A 20,260-nucleotide genomic window follows, 5' to 3' on the forward strand; every position below is an offset into this window, starting at 1 on the left:
ACCGGGATCCACCGGTACAGGGTGGAGATCGAGGAGGTGGAGGACACCGGGCAGGCCGACACCCGCGCTGGCGGGGAGGGCGCGTCAGCCGATGCGGGCAACCTGCCCGCCGGCGAGAGCGCCGACGTCATGCAGCTCAAGCTGGCCGTCCTGGTACTGCCCGTCTCGGACGTCGACCGGGCGAAGTCGTTCTACGAGGCCGTCGGGTTCCGACTGGATGCCGACCATGCCATCGACGCCTCCTATCGCGTGGTGCACATGACGCCCCCGGGATCGGCGTGCTCGATCCTGTTCGGGACCGGAGTCACCACGGCCGCCCCAGGCTCGGTGCGGGGCCTGCACCTCGTCGTCTCCGACATCGAGCGGGCCTGCCGGGAACTCGCCGCGAGGGGCGTGGTGACCGGCGGAATCTTCCATGACACGAGCGGTGTGTTCCACCGCAGCACCGATGAGAAGCGGGTCGAGGGACCCGACCCGCAGCGTCGTGACTATCACTCCTACGCCGAGTTCAGCGACCCGGACGGCAACGAATGGGTGCTTCAGGAGGTACCGGCGCGGGCCTGAGAGGCTCCTGCAGTGTTCAGTCGCGAGGGAGGGCGTCCTCCGGGGATCCGGAGCGACGCTCACCTGCGCCGTGTGTCGTCGCGGTGCCGCGCAGGGTCTGGAGGGACTCGGCGATCGACGCGATACGTGTGTTCACGACGTGAACGGCCTCACGGAGCTGGCGCAGTCGCCCCTCGAGAGCCGTCGCCTCGGCCGTGAGCGACGCCGCAACCCTGGCGGGGTCCGCCTGAAGATCAACACCTTGGGACATCTTCCTGGTCCTCCTCGGATCGTGTCGGACACCAATCCCCGTACTGACCGGACACGGGGCGCGCTTGTGACAGCCGGAGGCGTCGTACCCACAGGGCGGGTGGCCCGGGGCGTGGCCGCGGCTGACAGGTCCTGGGTTCAGCAGGCTTCCAGGGCGAAGTCGCCCAGGATGTGGTGTCGTATTCGCCGCACCTCGGCGCGATCGGGTTCCACGAGCCCCTGGCCGCGGGCGTCGCGCTCGGAGGCGCTGCGTGCCCGGCGCACCGCTGCGCACAGGGCTTCCGCGCTGTCCGGCGCCTCGCGGACGACGTAGTACAGCCAGACGATCCGGGAGTCGTCCGACCGGCACGGCAGCCCGACCAACCAGATGCGGGAGTCTGAGTCTCTGGGTGTGCTGAACATGAGGTCTCATCTCCGTTCTCTGCCGGCGGCGATGGCGGCAAAGGTGGGTGGGGCTCCGCGAGGAGTTCCGCCCTTTCTTCATTGACTGGACAGCGCCCCGGTTCGTGACAGCGAATCGGCCTGTGGCAGCTGTCCCCCTCGACTGCTGTGGCGCGGCTCGTGGATGGAGATCTTGGTGTCACAGAGACGTGTGTGCCCCTGTCTCATGAGCGAACAGATCGGGCCAGGCAGGAGAAAAAGGGTGTGCGTTCCGTGAGCCGCCGACACTCGTGCGTGGAGCCGCCATCGCCTCTCGCCGCACGAAAGACCACACATGAGCATCCCCATTCCGCGGCCGGACGTTCCGGCCGTCGATCGCTGTGGAGGACATCGGGCTCTCGAGGCCCGTCCCCGTGGGGACTTCTCCTTCTGCCGCGACCTCCGCGTGGTTCTGCTGTCCCAGGACGAACAGGACGCGGTCCACGTCCGGTGGCTGCTTCCGGACCGGCTGGCCGATGCGCTGGTTTGGCACACGAGCGTCGAGGAAGGATGCCGCACGTCCGGCACCCACGGCCCGCTGTGCGTTCTGGTGGGCAGCACACCGGCCGGACGGACCTTGGCCGACGTCGTCACCCGGGTACGCCGCCACGCCCCCGACGCGGCCGTGCTCGTTCTTGACGGCGCGCATGCGTCTCACGCCTTCCGCTCTGTCGCCGACTCGGTGCAGGGCTGGGCCGATCACCGCCGCAGCGCTCCCGACGAGTTCTGCCGGAGGATCTGGGTGGCGCTGCAACGTGCCGTCGCGGGGCGCACCGTGGCGGGCGAGGAGATCGCGCGGGACAACGCCCTGCTGGAACGGGGCCTGTTGCCCGACCTGACGCTGCAGGCAGATGGCTTCACGACCGCCTTCCACTACGCGCCGGGCCGGGCGCACACTTTGCTGGGCGGTGACTTCTGCGATGTGGTGCGCGGCGACGACGGCAGCGCCCACGTGGTCATGGGCGATGTGTCCGGGCACGGTGCCGCCGCGGCCGCCCTCGGTGTCCACCTGCGCCTGGCATGGCGCACGGCCGTGCTGTGCGGGCAGAGCCAGCTGGAACAACTCCATCTGCTCGAACGCATTCTGACCGCGGAACGAGCGGAGGAGGAGACCTACGCGACCGTGGTGTCCCTGGTCCTGTCGCCCCACCGCCGCACCCTGCGGACGGTCACCGCCGGCCATCCGGGCTTTCTGCACCGGCACAGGGGAGAGGTCCGTTGGGTGGAGCCGCCGCCAGGTCTCCCGCTGGGACTCTTCCCCGGGCAAGGGGACTGGCGCGAGAGCGAGATGGCGACGTCGGACGGGGACGGCATCGTGCTGTTCACCGACGGACTCTACGAAGGTCGTACAGCCGGCGGACGGCTCGGGGAGGAGGGCTTGCTGAGGCTGGCCGGTCGGCTCGCGCATCTGGAGGCGCAAACGTTCGTCGATGCCTTGGTAAGCGGCGTATCGCTGCTGGCCGCCCCGTTCGGTGGGCTACGGGACGATGTGGCGGTGCTTCATCTGTCCTGCGACGAAGGGGGCGGGATTTGACGTTCTGCCGACCCGCAGGACCTGCCCGGCCTACGGACGAAGCCGGTTCCCGCCGGGGAGGGGGCGGGAACCGGCTGGCACATGCGCCCCGGCCGGGGAATCTCGGCTCTCGACCTAGTCGAGAGCCCGGTGATGGGCGAAGCGCGACACCAGCGGCGGCTCCATCAGCCAGCCGTGAGCCCGGCCGTGCCGTGCGTGAGAGGTGTCGGCGGTTTCGCGCAGCAGGGCGAAGGCCATCACCGCTCCGATGGCCAGCAGGCCCGCGCACAGGGGCATGGCCCGGTTGAACGCCGTGTCGAAGGAGCCGGGGGAGCGGTAGGCGTCCGGGCTCATGCCGACCAGCAGCGGCAGTGCGGCCACGGCGACCAGCCCGGCCGCGCGTGCGGCCGCGTTGTTGATTCCGCTGGCCAGGCCCGCGTCGGCGGCCTCGACCGAGGCCAGCAGCGTCACGCTCAGCGGAGCGACCATGATGACCATGCCCGTCCCCATCACGAGCAGGGCGGGCAGAACGTCGGCGAAGTAGGAGGCGTGCGTGCCCACCCGCACCGTCATCACCATGCCCGCCCCGCACACCACAGGGCCGACGGTGAGCGGGATGCGCGGTCCCAGGCGTTGGGCGAGCGTCCCGGAGCGGGCGGAGAACAGCAGCATCAGTACCGTGCTCGGCAACATGGCAGCACCCGCCGCCAGTGCCGAGTAGCCGGCGACGATCTGCAGTTGCAGGGCGATCAGGAAGAAGAACCCGCCCAGCCCGGCGTAGACGCACAGGGTGATCAGGTTGATGGCCGTGAACGGCCGCGACGAGAAGATCGACAGGGGCATCATCGGGTCGCTGCTGCGCCGCTCCACCAGCAGGAACGCGGCCCCGGCCGCGATGCTGCCCGCGGCCGCGGCAAGGGCGACGGGCCCGCCGGAACGGGCTTCGGTCAGCGCGTAGGTGGCCAGAGCGAGCGTCAGCGCGCCCAGCGCCGCACCGGCGAGGTCGAAGCCCCGCCGGGACGGGGTGTGGGTACCGGTCGGGACGGTGGGCTGCTGGGGCCTGCCGACGGACTCCGGGACGTGGCGCATTGCCAGGGGCACGCACAGCAGCGCCGGGGGGATCGTCAGCAGAAAGGTCCAGCGCCAGCCGGGGCCGTCGACGAGCCATCCGCCGAGAAACGGCCCGAGTGCCGCCCCGATGCCGCCGAACCCGGACCACAGGCCGATGGCGCGCGGCCGGTCGTCCGGGTGGAAGGAGGCTTCGATGATCGCCAGTGAGCCGGGGGTGAGCAGCGCTCCGCCGACGCCCTGGAGCGCGCGGGCTGCGATGAGCGTGGTCGTGCCGGGAGCCAGTCCGCACAGCAGGGACGCCGCAGCGAACCAGATGATGCCCAGGACGAAGATCCGGCGCCGGCCGAAGCGGTCGCCCAGGGATCCGCCCAGCAGGATGAGTCCCGCCAGGGTCAGCATGTAGGCGTTCACGGTCCACTGGAGTGCGGTGAGGTCGGCGTCGAAGTCGTCGCCGATGTGCGGCAGCGCGACGTTGGTGACGGTCGAGCCGAGCAGCACCACGCTGGAGCCGAGGACGGTGGCCAGAAGGGTCCATCGGCCGCGGGCGCTGGCGATGCGCAGGAAGGCCGGGTCGCTCGGGGCGGGGGAGGGGTGCATGTCGTCTCCTTGGGACAGTGGGCCAGGAGGCGGCCGGTGCGTTCGTGCCGGGCAGCGGGTGCGGCGGGTCGGTCTTCTCGTCTACGCACGGGTGCGCCGGGTGGCGCGTCGCGTACGCCCGGGGTGCGGTGGTTCGCGGGTGGTCCTTCGCGTGGGACCCGGGGTGCTGCGGTTCGCGGTGTGGCGTCGTGAGGACGCAGGGTGTCCGAGGGTCCGTCTCCCGCTCGGTGGGCCGGGGCGAGCGGGAGACGGACGGTGTGCGTCCGGCGGGGCGGAGCGCGCGGGTCAGCCGAACATGCCGGGCTTGTAGCCGCCGGCGGGCTGTTGGTTGATGACGTTGATGCGGTTGTAGGCGTTGATGATCGCGATCAACGAGATCAGCGCGGCGAGCTGGTCCTCGTCGTAGTGCTTCGCAGCGTTGGCCCAGGCCTCGTCCGACACACCGCCCGCCGCGTCGGCGACGCGGGTGCCCTGTTCGGTGACCTCCAGCGCCGCGCGCTCGGCGTCGGTGAAGACGGTGGCTTCGCGCCAGGCGGCGACCAGGTGCAGCCGCTGCTGGTCCTCGCCCGCGGCGGTGGCGTCCTTGGTGTGCATGTCGGTGCAGAAGCCGCAGCCGTTGATCTGGCTGGCCCGGATCTTCACCAGTTCCTGGGTGGCGACGGGAAGCGCCGAGTGCACAGCGGCCCCGGCCGAGTTGAGGTGCTTCATGACCTTGCCCGCGAGAGCGTTGCCGAAGTAGTCGATGCGCGCGTCCATGTAGGGATCCTGATAGTCGAGTGATGGGAGATGAACTGTCGTGAGGTTGCTGCGATTTCGGGGCCGTGGGCTCCCGGCTCGCCGTTACTGCTTGCTGCTCCAGTCGGCGAAGTGCGTCTCGCCGAGCTGTGCGTCGGGGCCGGGCAGCAGGTCGGACTCCTTGAGGGCGGCGCCCCAGTAGAGACCCTTCGGGTCCGTCACGACCGTGCGGGGGTCGTTGTGGGCCGTGAGGGCCTTGCGGATGAAGTCCTCCAGGGTGAAGGTGTCGGGGCCGGCGACCTCGACGATTCCGTTGACCGGAGTGCCGACCGCCGTGCGGCCGACGGCCGCGGCCACGTCGCCTGAGAAGATGGGCTGGATCTTGATGGAGGCGACGGACACTGTTTCACCGCTGGTCGCCGAGTCCGCGAGGGTTTTGGCGAACTCGAAGAACTGCGTGGCGTGGACGATCGAGTACGGCACTCCGGAGTCCCGGATCATGTCCTCCTGGACCTGCTTGGCCCGGAAGTAGCCGGACTGCTGGAGACGGTCGGTGCCCACGACGGACAGAGCCACGTGGTGTGTGACGTCGGCGGCAGCCTCCGCGGCGAGCAGGTTGGTGGTGGAGGCGCGGAAGAACTCCATCACCGCGTCGTCGTCGAAGGAGGGGGAGTTGGAGACGTCGACGACGACGGAGGCGCCCTTCAGGACGTCGGCCAGGCCTTCTCCGGTGACCGCGTTGACTCCGGTGTTCGGGGAGGCTGCCACCGCCTCATGACCGTGTTCGTTGAGCTTGGAGACGACCTTGGAACCGATGAGTCCGGTTCCGCCTATCACTACGACCTTCATGGACTTTCCCTTCACTGATCTCGCACGGTGCCCGGCGGGTCTGCGGCGACCTCGCCCACGGCACCGGCCGCGATGGCTCGTACCCTCCTGACCAGGCGACCCCGGCATCTGTGACAGGGCGGCGCACAAAGATTTCGCGCCGCTGTCGATCGCCCTCACACGGCGGGTCCGGCATAGTCGGACGCGTCGCGTCACGGCTCGGTGATTCCGGTCGGGGCGGGCCACAGGGGTGTGCGGCGCACGCCGGTCGTCGCGGACCACACCATGGCGTCCGGCAGGACGGGCGCGGCGCCGGGGCGCTCGGACCGGTGGTGGGTCCTGGGGCCCGAGCCGCTCCCGAGCGCACTGGATGGTCGCCTGGGCGGTGAGCACGGCGGATCTGAGGTCGTAGGCGTGCGCCAGGTCCGAGAAGCTGCCGATGTCGATGTGCACACCGATGTCCGCCGTCCGGGCCTCGACAGCGGCTCTGCGGCGACGTCTCAGCCGAGTGCCGCTCCCCGGTGTCGCCGAGACGGGCGGGGGCGGGCGCCCACTCGGCATCGTCCCACGCCGCGCCGGCCTGGGCGTCTTCGCGGGCCCGCTGCGTGACCACGACGACCGCGACCCCGGCCTCGGCGACTTCGATGGCCGCTCGGAGGCCTGACGCACCGCTTCCCACCACTAGGACAGACGTGGTGAGCTGGTCTCCGAGCGAAGACATGGGTCCTCCTATGACAGCGCGCGGACAGGATCATTGGTTGGGATCGACCGGACAGGGCCCCGATTTGTGACAACCTCAGCGTGTTTCCGGGCGTGGAAGTAGTCACACCGTCTGTCCGCACCGCGGGGGAGGGGCCGCGGGTACCGTGACAAGGATTCTTCCGAACACCGCTGTGGGAGCACTGTTCCCCCCGGATCCCGCCGAGGAGCCGAGTCGCATGATCGCCAGCCCGCTTCCCGCTCTGGTCGGCCGGCAGCGTGAGTGCACAGCGCTCGACGACCTGCTGGCCGGCCTTCAGGCCGGTGGTTCCCGCGTCATGGTCGTCCGGGGCGAGGCGGGCATCGGCAAGTCGGTGCTGCTGGAGTACACAGCTGCGCGGGCGTCCCGGGTGCAGGTGACCTGGGCACGCGGTGTCGAGGCCGACATGGAGCTCCCTTACGCGAGTCTGCACCAGGTGTGCGCGCCGTTCCTGGACGGTGTCGAAGAACTGCCGCAACCCCAACGTGACGCCCTGCGCGTGGCATTCGGGACGGCGGTCGGCGATCCGCCCGACCGTTTCCTGGTCGGCCTCGCCGTTCTGACCCTGCTCACCCGCGCCTCGGAGACCCGGCCGGTGCTGGTGCTGGTGGACGACGCCCAGTGGCTGGATCAAGTGTCGTTGCAGACAATTGAGTTCGTGGCCCGGCGACTGCTCGCGGAGCAGGTCGCCATGGTGTTCGCAGTCCGCGACCCCGAGGGGCAGTCCGCGCTCGCGGGCCTGCCGGCGCTGCAACTGAGGGGACTTGACGCCGCTTCGGCTGGGGAACTCCTGGAGGGAGCTGTGGGGGGACGGTTGGAGGAGCGGGTCCGGGACCGGTTCGTGGCCGAGACACACGGCAACCCGCTCGCGCTGCTGGAATTCTCCCGGGGCCGCAGCGCCGCCGAACTGGCCTACGGCGCCGACGCGTCGAGTGCCCCGGTCGTCCAAGGGCCGGTGGCCAGCCGCGTCGAGCGCGATTTCGCCGGGCGGCTCGGCGCGCTGCCGGCCGCGACTCGCACCCTGCTGCTGATCGCTGCGGCGGAACCGGTGGGCGACGTGCGCCTGTTGATCCGCGCGGCCGCTTCCCTCGGTATCACTCCGGACGCCGCACCGGCCAAGGCAGCCGGCCTGATCGAGTTCGGCGAGCCCGTACGGTTCCGGCACCCGCTGGTCCGTTCGGCGGTCTACCACGGAGCCGAGCCGGAGGATCGACGTGCGGTGCACCGGGCCCTGGCCGAGGCCACGGACCCCCTCCTGGACCCTGACCGGCGCGCCTGGCACGCCGCGCAGGCGGCCGACGAGCCGGACGAGGAGGTCGCCGCAGGACTGGAGCAGGCCGCCGATCGCGCCCGGCAGCGCGGGGGCATCGCGGCCGAGGCGGTGCTGCTGGAACGCGCGGTGGAGGTGACGCCCGATCCCTGGCCGCGAGGGCGCCGGGCCCTTGCGGCGGCCGAGGCGCACTTCTCGGCCGCCGCGCCCGAACGGGCCACGGAATTGGCCGCGGTGGCCGACCTGTATCCCCTCAGCGTCCTGGACCGGGCCCGCCTGGCACGTCTGCGGGCCAGAATCCTGTTCGCCCGCAGCCGCAGCGACGAGGCGGCACCACTGCTCCTGAACGCGGCGGCACAGTTCACCGCGGCCGGATCTCCCCTGGCACGGGAGACGTACCTGGAGGCGATCAGCGCGACCATCTTCGCCGGCCGGGTCCACGGTCCGACAGGCGCCCGCGCCGCGGCGATAGCGGCCCGCGCGTCCGGGGCGCCCTCCTCGGGCTCCAAGGCCGCGGACGCTCTCCTGGACGGTGTGGCGGCCCTGCTCGCGGACGGCCCGGAGACGGCCGTCCCGGCCCTGCGCGAGGCACTCGACCTGCTCGAGCACGAAGAGCTCCGCACGCGGGAGGCGACCGTGCGGTGGCTGCTGCTGGCCCCGGTCGCGCTTGAGTCGTTCATCCACTGGGCCTGGGACCTGCATGCCTGGGACACACTCTCGACTCGCGCAGTGCGTCTGGCCCGCGACGTCGGAGCACTCGGCAGCCTGCCGCCGGCTCTGATCTACGCGGGCGGGGTGCACATCCACTACGGCGACTTCGCCGAGGCCGACCGGATGATCGACGAGGCCGACGCGATCGCCACCGCGACCGGCCACGCCCCGCACAAATACGCCACGCTCGTCCTGGCCGCGTGGCGGGGTGAGGCGGATGTCGCCGCCGGCATCATCGAAGAAGCGAGAGAGCGCGCCGTGCAGCGGGGCGAAGTATCCCTGCTCGGTGCCATGGGTTACATCCAGGGCGTGCTCTTCAACGGACTGGCCCGCTACGAAGAGGCGCTCGAGGCCGCCCGCACCGGTATCGAGCACGACGGGTTCAACTTCACTGGTCTGTCGCTGGTCGAACATGTGGAGGCCGCGACGCGGTGCGGTGAACTCGACCAGGCTCGCGCCTCGTTGGCCCGCCTTACCGAACTCACCCGCGCCGCCGACTCCGGGTGGGCGCGGGGTGCGAGGGCACGCAGTGAGGCGCTGCTGGTCGACGGTGAGACGGCCGACCGCCTGTACCGCACAGCGATCGAGGAATTCGGCCGCGGCGGGGTTGTCGTGGAGGTGGCACGCACCCACCTGCTGTACGGCGAGTGGCTGCGGCGCGCACAGCGCCGCGCGCAGGCTCGCGAGCATCTCCGCACGGCCTACGACATGTTCGGCGCGATGCCGGCTCACGCGTTCGCCGAACGGGCGCGCCGTGAGCTGATCGCCACCGGCGAGCAGGTGACCGCGCGGGCGACCACGCCGGCGAACGCTCTCACCCCGCAGGAGTCGCAGGTCGCAGCCCTCGCCGCCGACGGCATGACGAACGCGCGGATCGGCGCGGAGCTCTTCATCAGCCCCCATACCGTGGAATGGCACCTGCGGAAGGTCTACGTGAAGCTCGGCATCAGCTCCCGCCGAGCCCTGCCGGACGTCCTCGACATCGCACGGGCACGGTGAGTCAGAACTGACAGCCATCACGAATCCGCGGGGGCCGCGCACCTATGGGTGACGGCATACAGCGCCTGGATCCGGTGCGCTCGGTCCAGCCGCACCACGGCGGTCACTGCCTCGCGCAGGCGAGGAGCGAGGCCGGCCTCGCCCCACCTCGTGATGGGCGACGGGGAGGACAGAGCGGGCGGCCACTGGTCCCAGCTGCCGATCCGGTCCTGATCACGACGGCGCGCTGGGAACCAGTGCCCCGGTCCACGCGTGTGCATGACACGGGGAGTTGGTGATCTTCGCCGACCCGGCCGGACGTCTCTTGTGGACTGGAATTGCTGGCGCGATGAGACGTCGTCGAACAGAAGTCGCCCGCCCCATCAGTGAGAGTGTGACACGCTGCACGACGATGCATTGGTACCGTGTACTCGACTATACGCACAGCGTATAGTCGACCTGGGCATCGCAGATGGCGTTCATGCCCGTCCTCTGCCCACCCTTGCGCCGCGAGACGGCACCCTGTCCCCAGTCGTACGAGAGGAACATTGTGATCCCACCTGCACGTCGGCGTCTCGGAGGTCTCCGCGCGCTCGCCCTCGGCGCTCGACTCGCGCTCTTCGGCGGGCGGAACAGCGCGATCCGCACGTCTCTTACAGCTGTCGGAGTGGGGCTGGGTGTGGCAATGTTGCTGTTCGCCGCGTCGGTGCCGACTGCCAGACACCACCGGGACCAGCGGATCCACCATCGCATCGATGTCAACCTCAGCGACCGCGCCATCCCGCGCTCGGATCACACTGTTCTTATCAGGGACATCGACACCGTGTTCCGGGGCGAGAAGATCCGAGGGCGCATGGTGCAGCCGGAGGGGCCTGCGGCACCGCTGCCGCCCGGAGTCCAGCGCTACCCACGCCCAGGGGAGATGGTCGTCTCTCCTGCACTGCACAAACTGCTGGCCGCACCGGGAGACGGCCTGCTGCGCGAGCGCCTCGCCCATCCCGTCGCGGGTGAGATCGGCGATGCAGGTCTGCTCGACCCGGGCGAGCACGTCTTCTATCTGGTCGCGAACCACATGGCGGCCGATGCAGGGCAAACGCGACGGCTCGACCACTTCGGCAAGGCCTACGCGAAGAAGCCCCTTCCCCCCGAACTCGTCCTCCTCTGCATCGCAGGAATCGTCGTACTGCTCCTCCCCGTCGGTGCTTTCATCGCCGCGGCCGTACGGTTCGGTGGTGAGCGACGGGACCGGCGGCTGGCCGCCCTGCGCCTGGTCGGCGCGAACCGCGGGATGACCGCCACCATCGCAGCAGGCGAGGTCGCGCTCAGCACACTGGCAGGTATCGCCCTAGGTGCGGTCCTCTTTATGACGGGACGTCAGTTCGCGGGAACGGTGGAGATACAGGGGCTCGGTGTCTTCACCGAAGATCTCACGCCACAGCCCCTGCTGGCGGCGCTCGTGGTCGTCGCCGTACTTACGCTCTCCCTCGGCATCACACAACTGTCGATGCACCAGGTGGCCGTAGAGCCCCTTGGAGTCGTCCGGAAGTCCGGCAGCACCTCGCGACGCCTGTGGTGGCGCATGGCACTTCCCCTGCTCGGACTGATCTTGCTGCGGATCTCCGTACGCAGCCCTGCCGACCTGCACGGCACCTCCGGTGTCGTCCTGGTGCTCGTCGGCATCCTCTCGCTGCTCGTCGGAGTCACCGCGGTGCTGCCGTGGGCCGTGGAACGCCTCCCCCGACTCTTCGGCGGCTTCGGCCCGGTGCCTTGGCAACTAGCGCTGCGCGGCCTGCAGTTGAACGGCGACTCCGCCACCCGCTCGGTCAACGGAATCGCGGTTGCCGTGGCAGGGGCCGTGGCCCTCCAGACCCTCCTCACCGGACTCTCCCAGAACCCGGTGGACAGCACCGCCCGAGGGGCACATGGCCCCTCCGCCTCCACACGCGTCGCTATCGCCCGCCTCGACGACGGCGGGAAGCGAGGGGCGCAGTACGCCCCGGTGCTCGCCACGACTCCTGGCGTCCAACGGGCGATTGAGTACAAGGAGTTGTCGGTGAGTCCCCTGAACGGTGGGTTCCCTCAGTCCGTCCTCATCGCCGACTGCGCTCATCTGCGCCTGCTGGCACAGTTGCCTTCCTGTTCGGACGGGGACGCCTTTCTCACCGCTCCTCCGGCCACAGACACCATGCCCGACATGACCACATGGGCCACCGGCATGAAACTGCGCATGGACATGTACGGCCCCCACTGGACAGTGCCGCACATCACCGCAACCGTCCGTGCGACCCCCGCCTGTCCGGCAGAGGTTTCCTCTGAACGGACCCTGCTGGCCACCCCCTGGGCGGCCGGGCACACCGCCATCGCACACGCCGTCAGCACGGTCGGCCTCACCTATGCGACCGGGTTCAAAGACGTGCAGGACCACATCCGCACCGCAGCAGCACGGCTCGACCCGGCCTTCAGCGTCGACTTTCCTGGAAAGTCCCAGGGCGACCCCGCCTTCGACGGAGTCAGGCGGGCTCTGCTGGCCGGGGTAACCGCCGTGCTGGTACTGATCGCAGCGAGCATGCTGCTCGGTGCGATCGAGCAGGTCCGCGAGCGTGCACGAGTCCTGTCCGTACTTGTCGCGTTCGGCACGCCCCGTCGTACGCTCGCCACATCCGTCCTCTTGCAGTCCGTACTCCCCGTCGGACTTGGTCTGCTCGTGGCGGAGTCGATCGGGACGGCCCTCGGCAGCACGCTGCTCGATCTCGCCGGAAGGCCTGTGACGCACAACTGGAGCACCCTACTGGCCATAGCCGGCATCGGGGCGGCCGTCTCCCTCGGTGCCACCTTGTTGACCCTGCCGGCATTGTGGCGTTCGACCCGGCCGCAGGGACTACGTCATGAGTGAATCGCTCCCCCGGCCGCGCCACGTGTAAGGCGACCGGCCGGAGGGTGCCTTCTGGAGTCCGAACGCCAGCCGCACCCGGACTTCAGAAGACGGCGGTGATCCTCGCTCCGGAGGACAGTCATGGCCGCAGAACGCCGGCCGCAACCACGATGCACGCTGTGGTGCGCAGAATCACGAGATGAGGAAGACAGTGGCAATGGTGGATCCGGCAAGCCCGATCAGCACGTCGAACAACGGGACACGAAGCACTGAGGCTTCGCGGGAACTTGGCGCCATGGCCTCGGTGTTCGCCAACTTCCGTCAGTACCTCATGGGATGGGGCACACAGAGCCGAGCGGGCAACACTGTCGACCAGTTCCGCAGCGGGCTTGCCACCCCGCAGTTCAACGGCGTCGTACGCGTACGGTCGGTGTCCGCGGATGGGGCGGACGTGACGGCCGTCCGCAAGGAGTTCGCGAACGTTCCCTGGTGGTGGTGGGTCGGACCCGACAGCCCCGAGGACACCGCCGATGTCCTGCGGTGCCACGGTGGACGAGAGCTCACGGCCCTCCCCGTGATGGTGCTCCCGCTCGACGAACCGGCCGACCCGGGCACAGTCCCGCACACCGCTCGCACCGGTTTGCGGGTGGAGCCGGTACAGGACGATGAACGGCTGGCCGAGTTGGTCCGGACGTACCGGGCCTCGATGGGTGTCGAGTCCCGGCTGCAGGCCGAGATGGTGCGCATCGAGTCGCGACGCGCGGACAACGCCGACATCGTCCGGCTGGCCGCCGTGCTGGACGGCCGAGTGGTCGGGACGACCGTGGTGATCACCGCCCACGGGGTGGCCGGGATCTTCCTCGTCCACGTGACCGAAGCACATCGACGGCGGGGCGTCGGTGCGGTCCTGACGGCCGCCGCGCTCCAGGTGGGGTGGGAGCGCGGGATGCGCTGCGCCGCGCTGGTGGCCAGCCCTGCGGGCGAACCGTTGTACCGACGTTTCGGCTTCACGACGACATCCGAGTACCGGCTGTTCGCCTTCCCCGCCTGAGCCGCAGCCGGCCGTATGCGGAGTACGCGGTGCCCCTCCAACCTGCACGCCGGCGCCGCCGCTCGTTTGCCCGGCCGGCGGGTCGCGCCGGGACTTCACCTGCCGGGAGGGCCGGTTGGGTTGGCGAGCTCACCGCGCTCGCCTCCCCCCCCCGACGAGGTCGCCTTCTACACCTCCGGCCGGGCATTCGGGCGCGCCTTCATCCTGCGGTTCTTCGGCTGACTCCTCGGCTGCGGCGCCGGCCAGTGGTCCAAGAGGATGTACACCATCCAGTACGGCCACCGCACGTCCCTGGTCCATGAAACTGACATGCGGGTGAAGAGGGCGCGCACGAAGCCCTGGAACGTGATCCGGCCACCGTGTCACACCGAGTGCCGACGACCGGTCTAGAGGGTTAGGACCGAGAGGAACAGAGGACACCGTGCGTGAGATCTTGATCGTGGGTGGCGGGTACGCGGGCTTCTACACCGCGTGGGGCCTGGAGAAGAGGCTGCGGCCGGGCGAGGCGCGCGTCACCGTCGTCGACCCCCGCCCGTACATGACGTACCAGCCCTTCCTGCCCGAGGTCGTGGCCGGTTCGGTGGAGGCCCGGCACGCGGCGGTCTCGCTCCGCCGTCACCTCCACTCCACGCGTCTGGTGGCGGGCTCGGTGACGGAGATCCGCCACAGCGCGCGCACGGTCACGGTCCGCCCGGAGTCCGGGCCATCCCTCGACCTGCACTACGACGTGCTGGTGGTGACGGCGGGGGCGGTCACCCGGACCTTCCCGATCCCGGGGCTGAGCGATCAGGCGTACGGACTCAAGCACGTCGAGGAGGCGGTGGCGATCCGCGACCGCCTCCTCACCTCGTTCGACCGTGCGGCCGGTCTGCCGCGCGGGCCCGAACGCACCAAACTGCTCACCGTCACCGTCGTCGGTGGCGGATTCTCCGGAGTGGAGGGATTTGGTGAGCTGCTGGCCCTGGCGACCGCGTTGCTCAAGCAGTACCCGGAGATCGGCGCGGACGAACCGGCCTTCCACCTGGTCGAGGCACGGGACCGCATCCTGCCCGAGGTCGCGGACCGGCCGGGCGCCTGGGTGGTGCGTTCACTGGAGAAACGGGGGGCGCGGATGCACCTGAACACTCAGCTGGTCTCCGCCGAGGACGGCCGGGTGCGGCTGTCGGACGGCACCGAGTACGACTCGGGCCTGCTGGTGTGGACGGCCGGCAACGCCGCCAACCCGATCGTGCACAACCACAGCGACCTGCCCGTCGACGAGCGGGGCCTGCTCACCGTACGGGCGGATCTGCGGATCACTACGGACACCGAGGTGGTGCCCGACGCCTGGGCGGCGGGGGACGACGCCTCGGTGCCCGATCTCGCGGCCGGGAGGCCGGGCGCGCACACCGTGCCCAACGCCCAGCACGCCGTCCGCCAGGGCAAGCTGCTGGCGAAGAACATCCTGGCGTCGCTGCGCGGCCGTCCGATCAAGGACTACCTGCACCGCAGTCTCGGTGTGGTGGCCACACTCGGGCTCGGCCGCGGTATCTTCCAGTACCGGGGCCTGGTCATCAAGGGGTTCCCGGCCTGGCTGATGCACCGTGGTTACCACGTTCTGGCGATACCGAGCTGGGAACGCAAGACGCGTGTGTTCGCCGTGTGGTTCACGGCCCTTCTCTACGGCCGCGACATCGTGTCGCTGGCGTCGGTGCAGCACCCGAGGGAGGCATTCGTCTCTCGCGGCGAACTGCGCCGAGGAGAGGAGCCCGCACAGCCCGGAGGCCGGCTCACGGCATGACGGCGCGGTACAGTCCGCGCCCGGCCCGCTGGACGCGCGAGGCGCCGACGAGACGGTCGAGCGTGCTGCGGACGGAGTTGATGCTGCCGCTGTCGGTGTCGCGTCCCAGAGCCGACGCGACGTCGCGGGCGCGGACCTCCGTGTCCCCGGCCTGCGCGAAGTACACCAGGATCTGCTCCGTGAGCTTGCCGTACGTCGTGCCGCCGTCGCCCGCCTCGTCGCTCCGGACTGCCGTGGCCGGGGGCTCTGCGGCGGCTTCTGCGGTTGCCGCGGCGCGCGCGGCCTCTGGCTTCGCCGGCGACGGGACGCTCACGTGGGCGGGGTCCCGCGGTGATGGGGCGGCCGCCGGGCCGGCGCCGGGCATGAGGGCCTGAAGGGCGTCGAGCGCCCGCTGCACGGAACCGAGATGGGCGGTGACCGCGGCCAGCTCTCTCTCCAGCGCCTGCTTCTGGATCTCCAGCCGAGCCAGGTTCTCCTGGAGGCTGTCGGCGGTACTCTCGATGGTGCCGGCCGTCTGGGTCACGGAGCCTATGGGTTCCTCTCGTCCTCAACCCTGTGTCCTGGCGGGACCGCTCGATGTCCCGGACCGCCCCCGGCACGGCACCGGCGGGATGCTGGCGAACATCATATGCAGCGGCCCCGTCGGCCGAGAACAGAGTGGGCGGTCCCCCGCAGAACACACCGTTGATCGGGCCGTCAGGGACGGCGGGCCGGGGACGGAGCGAGCCCCGTGGCGCTCCCTTCGTCCGCTGGCGGCGCCTCGTGGTCGCCCGCTGCGGGGGACCGTTTGATCTTCTCGGAGACCGCGTTGATCCGGGCGTCCACTTCGTCGATCGCCTCCCGGAGCACCCCGAGCCGTCCCTTCAGGACGGCGGCCTCCGCGGCGAGCAAGACGGTGACGGCGGTGGGGTCGGTCCGGCGGTCGGCGTCTCGAGTCATCCTCGTGTCCCTCCTCGGCCCGCGTCGGAAGTCCGCTGGACGGGCCCCGGGGGACCGGCGGTCGCCCGGGCGCGAGTGATGAATGTCCCTGCCATGCTCCTCCTTCGTCGCCGCGGGGCCGGGGCACGGACCGCCACGAGCCGTCGGTACCGCATTGACCGGCTAGTGGTGGGAGCTGTGACAGCCGCCGTGCGGCCGCCACGTCACGGCAGTTCGCAGCCCGGGGACGGAGCGTCCTGAGAGAAGGGGCTGCCGTGCGGCAGGACGTAGAGGACGTCCAGGACGACGTCCGTGGCTCCCCGGTTCTCGCCGATGTGCACGTGGTCCGCGCCCGACGGCTCCTTCAGGAAGCTGCCCTTTTTGTACACGCCGTCGGAGGCGCAGGAGGCGTCGAAGTGACTCAGCGTGCCCTGCTTGACGAAGGCGTAGAGCGTGCCGTCGTGGTAGTGCCACCCGGTTGCCTGGCCGGGCGGGATGGTGATCTCGCGGAGGACGTAGTCGGTGTCGCCCACGGTCCGCTGGGCCAGGACGCGGCCTCTGACGCCGGGGCCGCCAGGGGTGGCCTGGGCGGTCGTCGAGGCGAGCGAGAGCCCTACGAGGCAGGTTCCGACGACCGCGGCGCGTGCTGAAGTACGCATGATGATTCCCTTCGGTACGTGAGGGTGAACAGCGGCCCGGGGTAAGCGGCCCTCAGGGGCGGCCCGTTCACATGTAACACTGTATTGCCACTGAGTGGGTCGTGACGCCGAGGTTCGGTCCGACAGTGTGTTCGTTGCGGAGATGTCAGCGTCTCTCGCACTTCCCGCTGCGGTGGGGGGCAGCGGGCAATGTTCCGTACGACGCTACCCTGTGGGTGGGGGAGTCGGTATCGAGCACAGTCGGCGGTGCCCTGCCGCTCGCGAACTGCTCGACGAGCGGTGGCACTTGGTGGAGGTCGCGCAGTGGATGCTGGGCAGCCGGGTGACGGCCGAGCGCCTTACCGACGAGGCGTACCGGCGGTGAGCGTTCGCGCATCCCGACGCCGCGGACCTGGTTGAGCTACGTCATGGGCCGCCTCGCGCCGGCCCGGCTGGCCGCGCTCGGGCCACGGGATCGGCGAGGCGTTGCTGGGGTCGGTGGACACGTGGTCAGCCGCGCGTCGGTACCGGAGCGGGCCGATCCGGCGGTCGCGGCCCGGCACGGCCTGGGGGCCGGGGCGGCAGGAATAGTGTGCGCGGGCCGTGCGGCGGGCGTGCGCCGACGGTGATCTCGACGGTTTCCGGGCGGTGCTGGCCGACGACGTCACTGCGTACTTCGACGGCGGCGGGAGGGTCCGTGCGCCAATCGTTCCAGTCACCAGCAGCGAGCACGTGGCCCGGAGCATGCTCACCCTGCTCCGTGCCCAGCCGCGGACCACCGTGGCCACCTGGCCGGTCAACGCACGCGCCGGGTTGGTCCTCCGGCAACGGGGCCGGTCGGCACGGTGATCACCCTCGACCCGGCCCCGGTCCGCACCCGGGACGACGAGGGGCCCGTCGTGACCGTGCGCGCCCAGTTCCTCCGCGGCCTTGCCGGCGGCCAGACCGCGCCTGCGACGATCACGAACGTCTTCACATGCGACACGTTGCATCCCGTCACAGTTGGTGTGGCACACACGCGAACCGTGCTGTGGGGACGTGAGGTGCGGCGTCTCACCGGCGGCCGCGCAGCGTCACGGCCAGCAGTTCCGACGCCTCGTACCCCGGGAGCGGGGCGAATCCGTGCGCTGCCAGCTCGCGGGTCAGCTGGGCGCGCGTGGCGGGCCACATCCAGAACGTCTCGGTGTGTTCCCGCAGCACGACCTCGGCGTCCCTGACCCAGTAGTCGGCGCGGGTCCGGATGCGATAGCCGTCGGCTGACATTGTCATGCGCCCGCCGTAGACGTGCGCGCCGACCCGCTTGTCCGCGAGCAGGCGCACGACGGTGCGGGCCGGGAGCCGGGCCGGCGGCAGCTGCACGAACAGCGAGCCGCCGGGGGTGAGGGCCCTGCTGAGTGCGGGCCACAACTTCTCGCGTACGCCGGGTGGAAGGCACCCCACCATGTTGTGGCAGACGGCAACGTCCGCTACCGCCTCCAGCGCGGTCTCGTCGAGGGGGTGCGGGTGCACGGTGACCCGATCCCGCTGCTCGGGGGGCAGGGCTGCAAGCCGGGTCAGCAGCGACGTACGCATAGCCCGGGCCGGTTCGACGGCGTGCACGTCGGCCCAGGAATCGGCGAGGGCCAGTATCGTCACTCGCCCGGTACCGGCCCCGACGTCCAGCACGCCGGTGCGGGCGTCGGCGATCTGGCGTGCGTAGAGCCGGCGGACCCGGGCTTCGTCCGCGTCGGCCTGCAAGATGTCGTAGAACTCCGCGGTGACCGCGTAGGAGTTGGATTCCCGTCGGAGACCCGACGGTCCGCTGAGGAGAGTGTGCATGCCCGACATGACAACGTATGGACATAGTGTGTGACAGCGAGGACAGGCGACCGCAGCGCGGACCGTTGTCACAGAAGCACACGGTGCGCAGTCAATGGTGCGGCTCCGTCCGCGGCCTTTCGGGACGTCCAGGACCGGACCGGAGCCCCGGAAAACATCGTGAGAGCGGAGTACGTCGTCATGACCGCGCGATCCCCCCAGGTATGGCTGCCCGCGCAGTTCGGCCGCCTCGCCGATCTGCCGTCGGGCCTCGACTATGCCCGCTGGGACGGCCGTTCGGCCTTTCCCACGGACCCGGCGGAGGTCGAATTCTACGTGCCCCCGCTGACCAAAGACATCGCCGTCATTGCCCGGCCGCTGGCCCGGATGACCCGGCTGCAGGCGGTGCAGGCGCTCAGCGCCGGAACCGACGAGCTGCGGGCGGCACTGGACCGGCTGCCCCGTGAGGTGACCTTGTGCAACGCGAAGGGCGTGCCTGCTGCAGGCACGGCCGAGCTGGCCCTGACGTTGATCCTCGCCAGCCTGCGTGGCATACCTGAGTCGCTCCGCGCCCAGGACCGGGAGGAATGGGACCCGCGGACCTTCTCCACCCTGCACGAACGGTCCGTACTCATCGTCGGTCACGGCGCCGTCGGCTCCGCCCTGGGGGAGCTCCTGACGCCCTTCGGCTGCGCCGTCACCCGCGTCGGGCGCGCGGACAGGGACACGCCCCAAGGGCCGGTGCGCTCCGTGTCGCTGCTGCCCCGGCTCGTCGCGGACGCCGACGTGATCGTGCTGTGCACTCCGCTGACGGCGGCGACCCGCGGGCTCTTCGATGCCGCACTGCTGTCCCGCGTCAAAGACGGCGCCCTGCTGGTCAACGTGTCCCGGGGCGCGGTCGTTGACACCGACGCCCTGCTGAAGGAGGTGCACGGCGGCCGACTGCTGGCCGCCCTCGACGTGACCGACCCCGAACCGCTCCCGCCGGGCCACCCGCTCTGGACCGCACCCGGTGTCCTGATCACCCCGCACGTCGGCGCTTTCACTCCCGGCCTGTGGCCCCGTCTCGAAGCACTCGTGCGACGGCAGCTGGCCCGGTTCGCCGAGGGCGGGGAACTGGAGAACGTCGTCAGACGCTGACACCAGGCCGCCGTAGTGTCACACCTTTGCGTCCTCACCGGTCTTGACTGGGGCCAGGTCGTGGACGGCCCGCTCGGCAGCGCGACATTGGTGACGGTGGAGCCGAGCATCAGGACGCTCGACCCGAGCACCGTGGTGAGCAGGGTCCACCGACCGCGGGCGCCAGCGATCAGGAGGAACGGGGCGGGCACGGGGTGGCGGGGTCTGTGGCGGGGAGTGTGTCATGTCGGGTCTTGTCGTCATCGTCCGGCGGAGCGGGCACCAGGCGGCCGGGCGACGGACCCGCGTGTCCGGCCGGGCCGGAGCGGCCGGCTCAGCGGCGCGTTCCGTACCTGATGGCCCGGCGCGTCACACATGGCCCCCGGGCCGGTCTGTGGGGAGGGAAGGGC

At 70.5% G+C, this 20,260-nt stretch carries 16 protein-coding genes; 7 read left to right on the forward strand and 9 right to left on the reverse strand.

All coding sequences use genetic code 11. The features are described from left to right. Positions 1 to 129: 129 nt before the first annotated feature. Positions 130 to 564, forward strand: a complete 435-nt coding sequence (locus ACFY0P_RS04620) for a VOC family protein (RefSeq protein ID WP_388908801.1) — start codon at positions 130 to 132, stop codon at positions 562 to 564. A 387-nt stretch (positions 565 to 951) separates the two neighbouring features. On the opposite strand, the gene ACFY0P_RS04625 is transcribed toward ACFY0P_RS04620, so the two are convergent. Next, a complete protein-coding gene (locus ACFY0P_RS04625) occupies positions 952 to 1,215 on the reverse strand; it encodes a hypothetical protein (protein ID WP_388907361.1) in 264 nt (87 codons plus the stop codon). Positions 1,216 to 1,528: 313 nt separating this feature from the next. On the opposite strand from ACFY0P_RS04625, the gene ACFY0P_RS04630 reads away from it, so the two are divergent. After that, positions 1,529 to 2,767 (forward strand): PP2C family protein-serine/threonine phosphatase, encoded by a 1,239-nt coding sequence (locus ACFY0P_RS04630; protein ID WP_388907363.1) that lies wholly within the window; start codon positions 1,529 to 1,531, stop codon positions 2,765 to 2,767. Between the two features lie 114 nt (positions 2,768 to 2,881). Here ACFY0P_RS04630 and ACFY0P_RS04635 read toward each other — a convergent pair whose 3' ends face one another. From ACFY0P_RS04635 to ACFY0P_RS04650, 4 genes are all read right to left on the reverse strand, one after another. Then, positions 2,882 to 4,414 carry an MFS transporter gene (locus ACFY0P_RS04635; protein ID WP_388907365.1) on the reverse strand — a complete coding sequence of 511 codons (1,533 nt, stop codon included), beginning with the start codon at positions 4,412 to 4,414 and terminating at the stop codon, positions 2,882 to 2,884. A gap of 285 nt (positions 4,415 to 4,699) precedes the next feature. Beyond that, positions 4,700 to 5,170 (reverse strand): carboxymuconolactone decarboxylase family protein, encoded by a 471-nt coding sequence (locus ACFY0P_RS04640; protein WP_388907367.1) that lies wholly within the window; start codon positions 5,168 to 5,170, stop codon positions 4,700 to 4,702. Positions 5,171 to 5,254: 84 nt separating this feature from the next. Next, positions 5,255 to 5,998 (reverse strand): SDR family oxidoreductase, encoded by a 744-nt coding sequence (locus ACFY0P_RS04645; RefSeq protein WP_388907369.1) that lies wholly within the window; start codon positions 5,996 to 5,998, stop codon positions 5,255 to 5,257. After that, positions 5,922 to 6,698, reverse strand: coding sequence for an FAD-binding protein (locus ACFY0P_RS04650; RefSeq protein WP_388907371.1), 777 nt, complete (start codon positions 6,696 to 6,698; stop codon positions 5,922 to 5,924). Before ACFY0P_RS04650 ends, ACFY0P_RS04645 begins: the two co-directional genes overlap by 77 nt. 217 nt (positions 6,699 to 6,915) lie before the next feature. Here ACFY0P_RS04650 and ACFY0P_RS04655 point away from each other — a divergent pair, with 217 nt between their 5' ends. The 4 genes from ACFY0P_RS04655 to ACFY0P_RS04670 all read left to right on the forward strand — a co-directional run bounded on the left by ACFY0P_RS04655 (position 6,916) and on the right by ACFY0P_RS04670 (position 15,378). Next, entirely contained in the window at positions 6,916 to 9,696 is a 2,781-nt protein-coding gene (locus tag ACFY0P_RS04655; RefSeq protein ID WP_388907373.1) for an AAA family ATPase, read from the forward strand. A 451-nt stretch (positions 9,697 to 10,147) separates the two neighbouring features. Further along, positions 10,148 to 12,568 carry an FtsX-like permease family protein gene (locus ACFY0P_RS04660; RefSeq protein ID WP_388907375.1) on the forward strand — a complete coding sequence of 807 codons (2,421 nt, stop codon included), beginning with the start codon at positions 10,148 to 10,150 and terminating at the stop codon, positions 12,566 to 12,568. 274 nt (positions 12,569 to 12,842) lie between these two features. Beyond that, a complete protein-coding gene (locus ACFY0P_RS04665) occupies positions 12,843 to 13,598 on the forward strand; it encodes a GNAT family N-acetyltransferase (RefSeq protein WP_388907377.1) in 756 nt (251 codons plus the stop codon). Positions 13,599 to 14,019: 421 nt separating this feature from the next. Then, positions 14,020 to 15,378 (forward strand): NAD(P)/FAD-dependent oxidoreductase, encoded by a 1,359-nt coding sequence (locus ACFY0P_RS04670; protein WP_388907379.1) that lies wholly within the window; start codon positions 14,020 to 14,022, stop codon positions 15,376 to 15,378. Here the strand turns inward: ACFY0P_RS04670 and ACFY0P_RS04675 are convergent. The 4 genes from ACFY0P_RS04675 to ACFY0P_RS04690 all read right to left on the reverse strand — a co-directional run bounded on the left by ACFY0P_RS04675 (position 15,368) and on the right by ACFY0P_RS04690 (position 18,752). Next, positions 15,368 to 15,910 carry a hypothetical protein gene (locus ACFY0P_RS04675; RefSeq protein ID WP_388908803.1) on the reverse strand — a complete coding sequence of 181 codons (543 nt, stop codon included), beginning with the start codon at positions 15,908 to 15,910 and terminating at the stop codon, positions 15,368 to 15,370. The two genes, ACFY0P_RS04670 and ACFY0P_RS04675, sit on opposite strands and share 11 nt — an antisense overlap. Before the next feature lie 164 nt (positions 15,911 to 16,074). Then, positions 16,075 to 16,317, reverse strand: coding sequence for a hypothetical protein (locus ACFY0P_RS04680; RefSeq protein WP_388907381.1), 243 nt, complete (start codon positions 16,315 to 16,317; stop codon positions 16,075 to 16,077). 203 nt (positions 16,318 to 16,520) lie between these two features. Beyond that, positions 16,521 to 16,955, reverse strand: coding sequence for a cupin domain-containing protein (locus tag ACFY0P_RS04685; protein ID WP_388907383.1), 435 nt, complete (start codon positions 16,953 to 16,955; stop codon positions 16,521 to 16,523). 1,032 nt (positions 16,956 to 17,987) lie between these two features. Further along, positions 17,988 to 18,752: a class I SAM-dependent methyltransferase gene (locus ACFY0P_RS04690; RefSeq protein WP_388907384.1), complete on the reverse strand. Its 765-nt coding sequence runs from the start codon at positions 18,750 to 18,752 to the stop codon at positions 17,988 to 17,990. 180 nt (positions 18,753 to 18,932) lie between these two features. On the opposite strand from ACFY0P_RS04690, the gene ACFY0P_RS04695 reads away from it, so the two are divergent. Beyond that, the gene (locus ACFY0P_RS04695) at positions 18,933 to 19,871 is read left to right on the forward strand and encodes a 2-hydroxyacid dehydrogenase (protein ID WP_388907386.1); all 939 of its coding nucleotides are present in this window, start codon (positions 18,933 to 18,935) and stop codon (positions 19,869 to 19,871) included. The last annotated feature ends 389 nt before the right edge of the window (positions 19,872 to 20,260 follow it).

This window comes from Streptomyces sp. NPDC001714 (assembly GCF_042892755.1).
In the GTDB taxonomy this organism is placed as follows: Bacteria; Actinomycetota; Actinomycetes; order Streptomycetales; family Streptomycetaceae; genus Streptomyces.

What these genes read in the sequence shown, in the direction of transcription:
- ACFY0P_RS04645 (WP_388907369.1), bottom strand. Translation starts at nt 5,998, where the DNA reads ATGAAGGTCGTAGTGATAGGCGGAACCGGACTCATCGGTTCCAAGGTC.
- ACFY0P_RS04660 (WP_388907375.1), top strand. Translation starts at nt 10,148, where the DNA reads ATGGCGTTCATGCCCGTCCTCTGCCCACCCTTGCGCCGCGAGACGGCA.
- ACFY0P_RS04620 (WP_388908801.1), top strand. Translation starts at nt 130, where the DNA reads ATGCAGCTCAAGCTGGCCGTCCTGGTACTGCCCGTCTCGGACGTCGAC.
- ACFY0P_RS04630 (WP_388907363.1), top strand. Translation starts at nt 1,529, where the DNA reads ATGAGCATCCCCATTCCGCGGCCGGACGTTCCGGCCGTCGATCGCTGT.
- ACFY0P_RS04625 (WP_388907361.1), bottom strand. Translation starts at nt 1,215, where the DNA reads ATGTTCAGCACACCCAGAGACTCAGACTCCCGCATCTGGTTGGTCGGG.
- ACFY0P_RS04680 (WP_388907381.1), bottom strand. Translation starts at nt 16,317, where the DNA reads ATGACTCGAGACGCCGACCGCCGGACCGACCCCACCGCCGTCACCGTC.
- ACFY0P_RS04635 (WP_388907365.1), bottom strand. Translation starts at nt 4,414, where the DNA reads ATGCACCCCTCCCCCGCCCCGAGCGACCCGGCCTTCCTGCGCATCGCC.
- ACFY0P_RS04695 (WP_388907386.1), top strand. Translation starts at nt 18,933, where the DNA reads ATGACCGCGCGATCCCCCCAGGTATGGCTGCCCGCGCAGTTCGGCCGC.
- ACFY0P_RS04650 (WP_388907371.1), bottom strand. Translation starts at nt 6,698, where the DNA reads ATGTCTTCGCTCGGAGACCAGCTCACCACGTCTGTCCTAGTGGTGGGA.
- ACFY0P_RS04690 (WP_388907384.1), bottom strand. Translation starts at nt 18,752, where the DNA reads ATGCACACTCTCCTCAGCGGACCGTCGGGTCTCCGACGGGAATCCAAC.
- ACFY0P_RS04685 (WP_388907383.1), bottom strand. Translation starts at nt 16,955, where the DNA reads ATGCGTACTTCAGCACGCGCCGCGGTCGTCGGAACCTGCCTCGTAGGG.
- ACFY0P_RS04640 (WP_388907367.1), bottom strand. Translation starts at nt 5,170, where the DNA reads ATGGACGCGCGCATCGACTACTTCGGCAACGCTCTCGCGGGCAAGGTC.
- ACFY0P_RS04655 (WP_388907373.1), top strand. Translation starts at nt 6,916, where the DNA reads ATGATCGCCAGCCCGCTTCCCGCTCTGGTCGGCCGGCAGCGTGAGTGC.
- ACFY0P_RS04665 (WP_388907377.1), top strand. Translation starts at nt 12,843, where the DNA reads ATGGCCTCGGTGTTCGCCAACTTCCGTCAGTACCTCATGGGATGGGGC.